12 protein-coding genes are annotated in these 11730 nt (G+C 40.7%); 3 read left to right on the forward strand and 9 right to left on the reverse strand.

Annotation, left to right across the window (positions count from 1 at the left end; all coding sequences use genetic code 11):
- The 7 genes from CXY28_RS05035 to ccoN form a co-directional block, all read right to left on the reverse strand.
- Nucleotides 1–582, reverse strand: coding sequence for a hypothetical protein (locus CXY28_RS05035; RefSeq protein WP_100979770.1), 582 nt, complete (start codon nucleotides 580–582; stop codon nucleotides 1–3).
- Between the two features lie 11 nt (nucleotides 583–593).
- A complete protein-coding gene (locus CXY28_RS05040) occupies nucleotides 594–1181 on the reverse strand; it encodes a hypothetical protein (protein ID WP_100979772.1) in 588 nt (195 codons plus the stop codon).
- Nucleotides 1182–1281: 100 nt separating this feature from the next.
- A complete protein-coding gene (locus CXY28_RS05045; RefSeq protein WP_000670506.1) occupies nucleotides 1282–1488 on the reverse strand; it encodes a DUF4006 family protein in 207 nt (68 codons plus the stop codon).
- Between the two features lie 10 nt (nucleotides 1489–1498).
- Nucleotides 1499–2377, reverse strand: a complete 879-nt coding sequence (gene ccoP / locus CXY28_RS05050; protein ID WP_100979774.1) for a cytochrome-c oxidase, cbb3-type subunit III — start codon at nucleotides 2375–2377, stop codon at nucleotides 1499–1501.
- A 1-nt stretch (nucleotide 2378) separates the two neighbouring features.
- Nucleotides 2379–2597: a cytochrome c oxidase, cbb3-type, CcoQ subunit gene (locus tag CXY28_RS05055; protein ID WP_001847091.1), complete on the reverse strand. Its 219-nt coding sequence runs from the start codon at nucleotides 2595–2597 to the stop codon at nucleotides 2379–2381.
- A gap of 10 nt (nucleotides 2598–2607) precedes the next feature.
- On the reverse strand, nucleotides 2608–3306 hold the full coding sequence (ccoO, locus tag CXY28_RS05060) for a cytochrome-c oxidase, cbb3-type subunit II (RefSeq protein WP_024113806.1): 699 nt from the start codon (nucleotides 3304–3306) through the stop codon (nucleotides 2608–2610).
- Nucleotides 3307–3318: 12 nt separating this feature from the next.
- Nucleotides 3319–4785, reverse strand: a complete 1467-nt coding sequence (gene ccoN / locus CXY28_RS05065; protein WP_100979776.1) for a cytochrome-c oxidase, cbb3-type subunit I — start codon at nucleotides 4783–4785, stop codon at nucleotides 3319–3321.
- A gap of 169 nt (nucleotides 4786–4954) precedes the next feature.
- Between ccoN and CXY28_RS05070 the strand changes: the two genes are divergently transcribed.
- Both CXY28_RS05070 and CXY28_RS05075 read left to right on the forward strand, forming a co-directional pair.
- On the forward strand, nucleotides 4955–6403 hold the full coding sequence (locus tag CXY28_RS05070; RefSeq protein ID WP_100979778.1) for a DASS family sodium-coupled anion symporter: 1449 nt from the start codon (nucleotides 4955–4957) through the stop codon (nucleotides 6401–6403).
- On the forward strand, nucleotides 6404–7390 hold the full coding sequence (locus tag CXY28_RS05075) for an adenine-specific DNA glycosylase (RefSeq protein ID WP_100979780.1): 987 nt from the start codon (nucleotides 6404–6406) through the stop codon (nucleotides 7388–7390).
- A 23-nt stretch (nucleotides 7391–7413) separates the two neighbouring features.
- Here CXY28_RS05075 and CXY28_RS05080 read toward each other — a convergent pair whose 3' ends face one another.
- Together CXY28_RS05080 and CXY28_RS05085 are read right to left on the reverse strand one after the other, a co-directional pair.
- Nucleotides 7414–9069: an L-lactate permease gene (locus CXY28_RS05080; protein ID WP_100979782.1), complete on the reverse strand. Its 1656-nt coding sequence runs from the start codon at nucleotides 9067–9069 to the stop codon at nucleotides 7414–7416.
- Nucleotides 9070–9125: 56 nt separating this feature from the next.
- On the reverse strand, nucleotides 9126–10775 hold the full coding sequence (locus CXY28_RS05085; protein ID WP_100979784.1) for an L-lactate permease: 1650 nt from the start codon (nucleotides 10773–10775) through the stop codon (nucleotides 9126–9128).
- Nucleotides 10776–10994: 219 nt separating this feature from the next.
- Between CXY28_RS05085 and CXY28_RS05090 the strand changes: the two genes are divergently transcribed.
- The gene (locus CXY28_RS05090; RefSeq protein ID WP_100971432.1) at nucleotides 10995–11723 is read left to right on the forward strand and encodes a (Fe-S)-binding protein; all 729 of its coding nucleotides are present in this window, start codon (nucleotides 10995–10997) and stop codon (nucleotides 11721–11723) included.
- The last annotated feature ends 7 nt before the right edge of the window (nucleotides 11724–11730 follow it).

Raw genomic sequence — 11730 nt, forward strand, 5'->3', positions numbered from 1 at the left:
CTACTTGAAAAAAGCCAGTTGCTCCAAAACCAATTCTTCTTGATTTTTAAAAACAAATTTAAAAAGGATCTTATAACGCCCCATTTTGTCGCTCTCCAACAAATCAAATTTTAAAGGTTTGCATGCGTTTCTACAATCAAGCGTTCCTAACCATCTGGGCTGTGATTTGCTGGGATAAAACGCTAAATACACTTGAACATTTGGCGGATCTAAAGCGGGTTTGAGCGGTTGCAATTGCGCATAAAGCGTGTTGGATTTTTCTAAAATCAAAGCGTTGTTTAAAAGGTTTTCTTGGAGTTTTTTATCCCCATGCGTGCCTTTAGAAAAATAGGGCAAAATGGGGGTTTTAGGGCTTTTAGTAAGGGGCTTTAAACCCACTAAAAAACGATAATTAGACTTAAAGTTTTCATAAGTTTTAAGCATAGCGTTAAAGTTTAAATCCACTTCGTTATGCCCTTTGAAATACACTAAATCGTTTTTAGGCGAATTTTTTAGGGCAAACACTACCAAAAACACCACGATCCCAAGCCCGAAAATAAGCACGCTCATGATCCCCAAAGGCCAAAAGTTTTTTTCTTTCATTGGTTTCTCTCTTAAGATTTTTTAAAAAAATAAAGCCCCAAAAACGTGCCTAAAAGCGTCAATAATAAAATATAAATAACCACCTTTACAAAAGTTACTCCCTTAGGAGCGTTAAAATTTTGTGCGATATTCACATGATATTTTTCCGCTAAAGCATCTACTGCGACCGAATAGCCGTTAATGAGCATGGCTGAAATCCTTTGGGGCGTGTATTCTTTAGCGTTTGTGGGGAGTAAGGGAGCGATTTTTTCAAAAAAGATTTTATCAGTGTCTAACAAATCTTTAGGGTTAGCCACTAATTCTATTTTTTGAGCGTCATGGTAAAAAAAGAATACCACAAAAGGGGGTTTGAATTGCTTTAAAAAGCCCTCTTGATAATTTTGGCGTTCCTTTTTGGCCGCTAAAGCGATAGGATTTTTTTCAAAATCCGTCATATCAATCACAAAACGCACGCCTGTTTTAAGATAAAGCTCTTTAGAAACGCCCTCCACAAACACAACACTTTTTTCTACCAAACGCCCTTTAGCGTTATTAAAAACATAAGACTCATTAGCCCCCAAACAACAAACAAAGGCTATTATAAGCCATAAGATCCTCATGTGCTAAACAAAAACAAGTTAGGCACAAAAGAAATAACAATCGTCATTAAAATGGTCGCTACTACCATTAAGGCTAAGATTTTTTCTAAAGTCGTGAATTTCATTTTTTACTCCCTTGATTGACTAATTCATAATTGGCCCGGTTTTGGGTGTTTTTTGTCTCTAAAGCGTTAATATCCTTATAGCGGTAATAATTGGTGGCTTGCTCTTTTTGGATATGGATCGCTTTGAGCGTAAAAAAAACGGCCACACACAATAAAATAACCACAATCAGTAAATTCCCTGCTAATCCGTTTAAAAATTTCATCTCTTTTCCTTTAATCTTCTAAGGGTTTTAGCGATTGGATAAATTCGGCTAACGCTTTAACTTGCAAATCGCTAAAGTTTTTATATTTGAATGATGGCATATGCCCTATATTGCCCTTTTTACCATGCGTTAAGATATTTCTCAAAAAATTCTCTGTGCCGTAAGCGGTCAAATCGGCCGCAAACACTTGATTTTCTTGCAAGCCCTTACCATCATTGCCATGACAGCCTGTGCAACCCATGCTTCCAAACAGCTCCTTGCCCTTATCAATGAGTTGAGGGTTTTTCGTCTTTTTAACGCTAGAAATTTCTGCCATCACATAGCTTGCAATCGCTTTAGCGTCTTTTTCGTCCAATTCCATAGCGGGCATTTCCCCAGCGAGATAATCCATGCCCTTAGAGCCATGCTTAATGGTGTCCATAATACCCTCTTCTTTACCCCAACGCACCAGATTTTGAGCGCTCCCATGCAAGCCCTCAGCGGTGATGCCATGGCATTGCGAACAATGGACTAAAAAGATGCCTTGACCCATATCCACCAATTCCTTTTGACCCAAATGCTTCCATTTGGCTTCAAATTTTTGGTTGTGCACTTTAACCTCTTCATTGTATTGCCCGATTTGAGAAAAGCTATTCAGCGGATACCCAAAGAAAAAATACCAAAAAGCCCACACAATCGTGCACATAAAGCTTGCGATCCAGCCTACTGGCACATTATTGGCAAACTCCCCTATCCCATCAAACAAATGCCCATTTTCTACAAGCTCACCCTGAGATTTGCTGTCGCGCATTTCTTTAATGAGCGAACTGGATTCATAGATGGTTAAAACTAAAATCACAAGCGCTGCAATCAAGCCAAAAACATTTATATGGTCGTTTAAAAAATCCATTTCAACTTTCCTTTATGCCCTTATCATGAACTTCTTTATGGCGTGGTTCAATCAACTCATCTTCTAAAGCGTCATTTAGCGCTAAGTATCCGTACCGCTCATAATCCACGACGCCCTTTTTTTGCTTTCTATACATGCTAAAAATATAGGCATACAAAAAGAGCGTAAAAAGAATGGTAAAAAACGCATACGCAAAACCTCTCAAACTTTCTAAATCCATCATTCACCCCTTATTTAGCGTTTTGACTAGCGTTGATCCTGGAATTGCCCAAGCTGTTGAGATAAGCGATCAAAGCCACAATTTCTAACACTTCACCTCTCTCAATCGCTTCTAGCACCCTCTTGTCTTTCATATCAGCTGTGATTTTTTTAGCTTCTTCTAAATAAGCTTTTTTCGCTTCTTCTACACTCCCTAATTTCACGCCGTTTTCGGTGTCATAAGGCACGCCAAAAACCTTTTTTTGCGTCAAAGCTTCTGCATAGGCGGTGTCAAAATCGCTCTTTTTTGCAAATAAATGCTTATAGGCCGGCATGATGCTGTGCGGCACAACGCTTTTAGGATCAAACATGTGCTTTTCATGCCAATCGGTTGTGCGATAATCCCCCACCCTGTGCAAATCAGGGCCAATCCTTTTAGAACCCCACAAAAATGGCCTGTCATACGCATATTCCCCGCTCAAACTATACGCGCCATATCGATCCACCTCAGCTTGGAAAGGGCGGATGAGTTGGGAATGGCAATGATAGCAACCCTCTTGGATATAAATTTGCCTCCCCGCTGTCTCTAAAACCGTATAAGGCCGTAAGCCTTCAATCGGGCGAGCGGATTTGAAGAAGTTGGGCAAAATCTCCACCAAGCCCGCAATCGCAAACACAAAAATAAACGCAAGAGTGAAAAAGAACGGGTTTTTCTCTAAAAAACTAAACATTTCCAACCTCCCCTATCTGGCCATAGGCGTGGCGTAATTGGGCTCACGCTCTAATTTTTTGCCTGCTGTGATGGTCATAAAAATATTGTAAGCAAAAATAATAAATCCGGTAAAATACATAAGACCCCCAACGCCTCTAATATTGTAATAAGGGATTAGCACCTTAACCGTGTCAATGAATTGGTAAGTGAGATTCCCATACTGATCCACATCCCTCCACATCATCCCTTGCGTGATCCCTGCAATCCACATGGACGAAAAGTAAAGCACAATCCCTAAAGTCATGATCCAAAATTGGAAATCCACAAGCCTGCCTGAATAAATCTCTCTTCTGAAAAGCCTAGGGGTCATGTGATACATGCTCGCAATCAAAGTGAAGCCTACCCACCCAAGCACGCCGTCATGCACATGCCCTATGATCCAATCGGTGAAATGCGCTAAGGCGTTCACGCTCTTAATAGCCTGAATAGAGCCTTCTAAAGTGGAAAGCATGTAGAAAGTTGAAGCTAAAACTAAGAATTTAATCAAGGGGCTTTCTTTGAGCTGGTGCCATTGCCCTCGCATCGTTAAAAGCATGTTAATAGCTGTCCCCCACGAAGGCAAGATCAACACCACTGAAAACACGCTAGAAAGGGTTTGCACCCAATCAGGCACGGTGGAATAAATCAAATGGTGCCCGCCCGCCCAAATATAAACAAACATCAAGCTCCAAAAGGAAAACAAAGTGAGTTTGTAAGAAAAAATAGGCTGACCGCTCTCTTTAGGCAAGAAATAATAAATCGTGCCAATCACCCCACTCGTAAAGACAAAAGCGACCGCATTATGCCCCCACCACCATTGAATGAGCGCATCATTACTGCCTGAATACATAGAAATAGAATGCCAAACACTCCCCATATCAGCGACAAAATAAGTAGGGACAGAAAGGTTATTGAAGATATACATCACCGCTATACCCACATAAGTAGCGATGTAATACCATAAAGACACATAAATGGTATTCTCCCTCCTAACGCTCATGCTCCCAAACATATTAACCCCCCATAGCACCCATGCCACAACCACAATAATATCTAAAGGCCACATCAATTCGGCGTATTCTTTAGATTGAGTAAGACCAGCAAACAGGCTAATAACCCCTAGAATTAAAAGAATAATCCAGAGCCAAAAATGCAATAACCCCACAATTTTCAAAAAGGGGTGTTGGTAATAAGTGATTTTAAGCACCCTTTGACCGATATAATACCAACTCGCCCAAATCCCTCCAAGAGTGAAACCATAGATCACCGCATTCGTGTGTAAGGGGCGTAAGCGGCCAAAAACGCCATACTCCCCTGCAATGTAATTCAAGTTAGGGAAAGACAATTCAAAGGCTAACACGATCCCTATTAACATGCCCACTATCCCAAAGCCAACCATCGCATAAAGAAACAATTTGCTAATGGAATAATCATAACTCAAAGGCACATTTTCTTGCATGCAATACTCCTATTTGTAGTAAATTCAACAAAGATAAACATAATTATAAAATTTTATCTTTTTCAAAAAGCTTAATTTTTAATCTTTTCCTGTAACATTGTAATAACTCAATCCCATTTGAATGGCATTTTTAAGCCAAATTGCTACTATCTTTGGCTAAAGGTTAAACATGATTAAACAAACTCTCATCATTCTTGCCCCTTTTTTTATCGCAACGCTGTTGTATTTTTTAGGCGCACCGGACGGGTTAAACCCTAACGCATGGCTTTATTTTTGTATTTTCATGGGCATGATTATAGGGCTAGTTTTAGAGCCAGTGCCAGCAGGTTTGATAGCACTAAGTGCGTTAGTGTTGTGCGTGGCGTTAAAAATTGGAGCGAGCGATGAAGTAGCGAGCGCTAATAAAGCTATTTCGTGGGGTTTGAGCGGGTATGCGAATAAAACGGTGTGGCTTGTGTTTGTCGCTTTCATTTTGGGTTTAGGGTATGAAAAAAGCTTGTTAGGGAAACGGATCGCTCTTTTATTGATTAGGTTTTTAGGGCAAACCCCTTTAGGTTTAGGGTATGCGATCAGTTTGAGCGAATTGTGTCTAGCCCCCTTTATCCCTAGCAATTCCGCTAGAAGTGGGGGTATACTCTATCCCATCGTTTCTTCTATCCCGCCTTTAATGGGTTCGACTCCCAATAATAACCCTGACAAAATCGGCGCGTATTTGATGTGGGTCGCTTTGGCTTCAACTTGCATCACTTCGTCCATGTTTTTAACTGCGCTCGCTCCTAACCCCCTAGCAATGGAAATCGCTACCAAAATGGGGGTGAATGAAATCTCATGGTTTTCGTGGTTTTTAGCGTTCTTACCTTGTGGGGTGGTTTTGATCTTACTCGTGCCTTTATTGGCGTATAAAACCTGCAAACCCACCTTAAAAGGCTCAAAAGAAGTGAGTTTGTGGGCTAAAAAGGAATTAGAGGGCATGGGGAGGTTTTCTTTAAAAGAAATTTTAATGCTCAGCCTCACTTTATTGGCTTTATTGGGCTGGATTTTTGGCAAACCTTTAGGCTTGCATGCGAGTGCGACGGCTTTGATTGTCATGGTGTTAATGGCGTTTTGTAAGATTGTAAGCTATGAAGACATCATTAAAAACAAGAGCGCATTTAACATTTTTTTATTGCTGGGATCGCTGCTCACGATGGCTGGCGGGCTTAAAAATGTAGGCTTTTTAAATTTTATTGGTAATGCGGCTCAAAATTTTTTAGAGCATGCTCACTTGGATCCGTTAATAGCGGTATTGTTTATTGTAGCCTTATTCTATCTGTCGCACTATTTTTTCGCTAGCATCACCGCTCATGTGAGCGCGTTATTCGCGCTTTTTGTAGGGATTGGTTCGCACCTTCAAGGGGTCAATTTGCAAGAATTGAGCTTGTTTTTAATGCTTTCTTTAGGGATTATGGGGATTTTAACCCCCTATGGCACAGGCCCATCCACCATTTATTACGGGAGCGGGTATATTCCAAGCAAGGATTTTTGGAAATGGGGGTTTATTTTTGGTATGGTGTATTTGATCGTGTTTTTAAGCGTGTGCACACCTTGGGTCAAATTCATCGCTTACAGGTGGTTGTAGCTGGAAACTTTACACAACGCCCTTTTAAAATGGTATGAAGAATTTGGGCGCAAAGGTTTACCCTTTAGGAATTTAAAGGGCATTAACGCTCCTTATGAAGTCTATATCAGCGAAGTGATGAGCCAACAAACCCAAATCAACACGGTGGTTGAGCGTTTTTACTCCCCTTTTTTAAAGGCTTTCCCCACTTTAAAAGACTTAGCGAACGCTCAATTAGAGGAGGTTTTATTGCTCTGGAGAGGGCTTGGTTATTATTCAAGGGCTAAAAATTTAAAAAAAAGCGCTGAAATTTGCGTTAAAGAACACAACTCACAACTACCCAATGACTATCAAAGCCTATTGAAACTCCCCGGTATTGGCGCATACACGGCTAATGCGATCTTGTGTTTTGGCTTTAGAGAAAAGAGTGCATGCGTGGATGCCAATATCAAGCGCGTGCTTTTAAGGCTTTTTGGTTTGGATCCCAATATCCACGCTAAAGACTTACAAATTAAGGCGAATGGCTTTCTCAATCTCAATGAAAGCTTTAATCATAACCAAGCCTTAATTGATCTAGGGGCTTTAATCTGCTCTCCTAAACCCAAATGCACGATTTGCCCTTTCAATCCTTATTGTTTGGGTAAAAACCACCCAGAAAAACACACGCTTAAGAAAAAACAAGAGATCATTCAAGAAGAGCGTTACTTGGGCATTGTGATCCAAAATAACCAAATCGCTTTAGAAAAAATAGAGCAAAAACTCTATTTGGGGATGCACCATTTCCCTGACTTAAAAGAAAATTTAGAATGCAAACTCCCCTTTTTAGGCGCTATCAAGCACAGCCACACTAAATTCAAGCTCAACTTAAACCTCTACCTTGCCACCACAAAAGATTTAAAAAACCCCGTTCGTTTTTATAGCCTTAAAGACTTAGAAACCTTACCCATAAGCTCTATGACGCTTAAAATCTTGCATTTTTTAAAACAAAAAAATTTATTTGGGGGTTAAACCCTGCCAAATCCAAAATGGCTCTACTTTATCGCAGGCACCACTTCAGGGATCAAATACGCAATCGCACTGATCACGACTCCCATAATCGCTACAAAAATAAGGGAGTATTTAACCGTGAATTTGAATAAATCGCTCTCTTTCCCGGCTAATCCCACCGCCGCGCAAGCGATAGCGATACTTTGAGGGCTTATCATTTTTCCTAAAGTGCCTCCCACGGTATTAGCCGTTAGGGTTAAAACCTCAGGGAGATGCAATCGTTGGGCGGTGAGTTGCTGTAAAGAGCCAAACAAAAGATTGGAACTCGTATCGCTTCCGGTTAAAAACACGCCTACCCACCCGATCAAGGGCGAGAAAAAGGTGAAAGCCAGACCCGTATGCGTGAGCGCTAAAGCCAGAGTGGAAGAAATTCCGCTGTAATTAGACACATAGGCAAAGCTTAAGACTAAGCCAATGGTGAGAATGGGGTAACGCATTTCTTTTAAAGTTTCGCCAAAGACGCTCACTGCATCGCTCACTCGCACCCTTAAAACGAGCATGCTAACAAGAGCGGCTAAAAAAATGGAAGTGCCAACCGTGTTGATTAAGAGAAATTTAAACACCACCGGAAAACTCACGCTTTGATCGGATTCTACAAAAGGTGGGCTTTTAAAGATGTGGTTGCTGATGTTATTGAATTCAAAATAAAAATTAGAAAAAGCTAACAAGCCGTCTTTTTCAAATAAAGCCTTAAAAAAAGGCTGTATCCATAACACAATCACTAAAACCAAAATCACAAAAGGAGACCAAGCGACATAAACCTTACAGATATGATGGTTACTCTTAGTGAATGAGGCCGCTTTGCCATCGCTTCTAAAAATGACTTTAGGCTGCCAAAATTTCAAAAAGAGCGCCGTTGCAACGAGTGAAACAAGGGCTGAAATAATACCGGGCAATTCTGGCCCTAAATAATTAGAGCTTAAAAATTGCGCGCCAGCGAAAGAAAAAGCCGCAATAAAAACGGCCGGAAAAGTCTCTTTAATCCCCTTAAAGCCATCCATTAAAAACACAATAAAAAACGGCACTAACAAGCTCACAAAAAAGAGGATTTTACCCGTCATGGCTGAAATTAAAATCGCTGGCACCCCTACCGCGCTCGCCATAGCACTTATAGGGATACCCACCGCGCCAAAAGCTACAGGAGCGGTGTTAGCGATTAGGCACAATCCGGCAGAATATAAGGGGCTTAACCCTAAGCCCACTAAAATCGCTGCTGTTATAGCAATAGGCCCTCCAAACCCGATCGCTCCTTCTAAAAACGAGCCAAAACAAAAGCCAATCAAAATCACTAAAATCCGGTGATCTAAAGTGATGGACTGGACGCTTTCTTTTAAGATTTCAAAATAGCCGGATTTAACGCTGAGTTTATATAAAAAAATCGCCGCAATAATGATCCATGCGATCGGCCATAAGCCATAGAGAAAGCCATAAAGAAAGCTTGATCCCACCATGCTAACAGGCATTTTATACACTAAAACCGCAATAACGGCTGATAAGGCCACGCTCAAAAAGGCCGCTGTATAACCTTTGAGTTTAAAAACCATTAAAGATAAGAAAAATAACAAAATCGGCAATAAGGCTACAAGAGCGCTCAGCCAAATATTACCCAAAGGGTCATAAACTTGATGAAATTCTAGCACTAAAAAATCCCTTTTTAAAAATATTCTCTTAGCGCTAGATCTCTTTAAAAACCCCCTTATTTAGGAATGATGGGGATAATAAAGGGGAAGACATAAGCAATAAGAGTGAAGACAATCCCCATAATGATCGCCAAAGCGATGGAGTATTTTACTGTAAATCTGAACAATTCGCTCTCTTTCCCCACTAACCCCACCGCCGCGCAAGCGATAGCGATACTTTGAGGGCTTATCATTTTACCCACAACGCCCCCTGAAGTGTTGGCTGCTAAGAAAAGCACTTCAGGCAAGCCAAGCTGTGTAGCGATGAGCATTTGCAAAGAGCCAAATAAAAGATTAGAACTTGTATCGCTTCCGGTTAAAAACACCCCAAGCCAGCCTACAACAGGCGAAAAGAAAGTGAAAACATGCCCAGTATCCGCTAACGCTAAAGCGAGCGTAGCACTCATGCCGCTATAATTAGCCACATACGCGAACGCTAAAACCACGCCAATGGTTAAAATCGGCAAACGCATTTCTTTTAAAGTGGCCCCAAACACCCCTATCGCATCGCTGATTTTCACGCGCAACAAAAACACGCTTAAAAGAGCGGCTAAAAAAATGGAAGTGCCTGTCGTTAAAATCAAAGGGAGTTTGAACACGACGGGAAAATTGGTCGCTTCAGTAACAATGGGAACGGTTTTAAAAATCTTTTGACTGATAGAATCAAATTCAAAAGCAAAGCTAGAAAACGCCAAAGCCCCGCCTTCTTTAAAGAGCGCTTTAAACCAGGGTTGCGTCCATATGATAATCGTAATCGTGAGCAACACAAAAGGCATCCACGCCACAACCACCTTACAAATATGGTGTTTTTCTGTGTTTATCGTGGGCTCTTTGCCATTGCTGGTGAAAATGCGCTTGGGCTGCCAAAATTTTAAAAATAAAGTGGTAGAAATCAATGACACTAAAGCTGAAATAATATCCGGGAGCTGTGGCCCTAGATAATTAGAGCTTAAAAATTGCGCGATAGCGAAACTAAACCCGGTAACGGCCACTGCAGGAAAAGTCTCTCTAATCCCTCTAAAACCATCCATTAAAAACACGATGAAAAAAGGAATACCAATGGAAAAAATGGGTAACACCCTGCCCACCATTTGAGAAATCTCTAACTCAGGGATACCCACCACGCTAGCCATCGCCGTAATAGGAATGCCCACCGCGCCAAAAGCCACAGGAGCGGTGTTAGCGATCAGGCACAATCCGGCAGCGTATAAGGGGTTTAGCCCAAGGCCGACTAAAATCGCTGCTGTGATCGCTACCGGGCCTCCAAAGCCAATCGCTCCTTCTAGAAACGAGCCAAAACAAAAGCCAATCAAAATCACCAAAATGCGGTGATCCGGAGTTAGGGTTAAAATGCTTTCTTTTAAAATCTCAAAATACCCGGATTTCACTGAAAGGTTGTAAAGAAAAATCGCAGCGATCACAATCCATGCGATCGGCCATAAGCCATAAAGAAAGCCATAGAAAAAACTCGCGCTCACCATTTGAGCGGGCATTTTATACACAAATAACGCAATAAGGATTGAAAGCACTAAGCTTAAAAACCCAGCGCTATACCCTTTAAGTTTAAAGACAATAAGGGAAATAAAAAAGAGCGCAATAGGCGAAAGTGCGACTAAAGCGCTCAGCCAAATATGGCCTAATGGGTCATAGACTTGATAAAATTCCATAAATTTTCCTTGAATAATTAAAAGTACTTTTTTATCTTACTTAAAAGAAAAAACTAATTTTAAGTAGCATTTAATATTAAGTCAAATTTAATGGGTTTGTGGTTTATTTTAGTAACAATGTTTGAGCGAGTGGGTTTATCAACTTGTGGTTACAATCTTACTAATTTTGAGTATTATATTGTGTTTGAAACTCTTAATTTGGAATTTAAGGAGCCTTCTTTGAAAGTCAATTTCTTTGCTACTTGTCTAGGAGCAGCCATTTATAGCAACGCATCGCTTAACGCTATCAAATTACTCCGTAGGGAAAATTTGGAAGTGGTTTTTAAAAAAGACCAGACATGTTGCGGCCAGCCAAGCTATAACTCAGGGTATTATGAAGAGACAAAAAAAGTCGTTTTATACAATATCAAGCTTTATTCCAATAACGACTACCCTATTATCTTGCCTAGCGGTTCATGCACAGGGATGATGCGGCATGATTATTTGGAATTGTTTGAAGGGCATGCGGAATTTAACATGGTTAAAGATTTTTGCTCTAGGGTGTATGAATTGAGCGAGTTTTTGGATAAAAAATTGCAAGTCAAATATGAAGATAAGGGCGAACCCCTTAAAATCACATGGCATTCTAATTGCCATGCCTTAAGGGTGGCTAAGGTGATTGACTCGGCGAAAAATCTTATCAGACAGCTTAAAAATGTGGAACTCATTGAATTGGAAAAAGAAGAAGAATGCTGCGGGTTTGGAGGGACTTTTTCAGTCAAAGAGCCTGAAATTTCAGCGGTTATGGTCAAAGAAAAGATTAAAGACATAGAAAGCCGTCAGGTGGATGTGATCGTTTCAGCGGATGCTGGGTGTTTGATGAATATCAGCACCGCTATGCAAAAAATGGGCTCTCTAACAAAACCCATGCATTTTTATGACTTTTTAGCCTCAAGGCTTGGGCTTTAACATTTAA

Origin of the sequence: Helicobacter pylori (assembly GCF_002832345.1) — a bacterium.
In the GTDB taxonomy this organism is placed as follows: Bacteria; Campylobacterota; Campylobacteria; order Campylobacterales; family Helicobacteraceae; genus Helicobacter; species Helicobacter pylori_CP.

What these genes read in the sequence shown, in the direction of transcription:
- CXY28_RS05035 (WP_100979770.1), bottom strand. Translation starts at nt 582, where the DNA reads ATGAAAGAAAAAAACTTTTGGCCTTTGGGGATCATGAGCGTGCTTATT.
- CXY28_RS05040 (WP_100979772.1), bottom strand. Translation starts at nt 1,181, where the DNA reads ATGAGGATCTTATGGCTTATAATAGCCTTTGTTTGTTGTTTGGGGGCT.
- CXY28_RS05045 (WP_000670506.1), bottom strand. Translation starts at nt 1,488, where the DNA reads ATGAAATTTTTAAACGGATTAGCAGGGAATTTACTGATTGTGGTTATT.
- ccoP (WP_100979774.1), bottom strand. Translation starts at nt 2,377, where the DNA reads ATGGATTTTTTAAACGACCATATAAATGTTTTTGGCTTGATTGCAGCG.
- CXY28_RS05055 (WP_001847091.1), bottom strand. Translation starts at nt 2,597, where the DNA reads ATGGATTTAGAAAGTTTGAGAGGTTTTGCGTATGCGTTTTTTACCATT.
- ccoO (WP_024113806.1), bottom strand. Translation starts at nt 3,306, where the DNA reads ATGTTTAGTTTTTTAGAGAAAAACCCGTTCTTTTTCACTCTTGCGTTT.
- ccoN (WP_100979776.1), bottom strand. Translation starts at nt 4,785, where the DNA reads ATGCAAGAAAATGTGCCTTTGAGTTATGATTATTCCATTAGCAAATTG.
- CXY28_RS05070 (WP_100979778.1), top strand. Translation starts at nt 4,955, where the DNA reads ATGATTAAACAAACTCTCATCATTCTTGCCCCTTTTTTTATCGCAACG.
- CXY28_RS05085 (WP_100979784.1), bottom strand. Translation starts at nt 10,775, where the DNA reads ATGGAATTTTATCAAGTCTATGACCCATTAGGCCATATTTGGCTGAGC.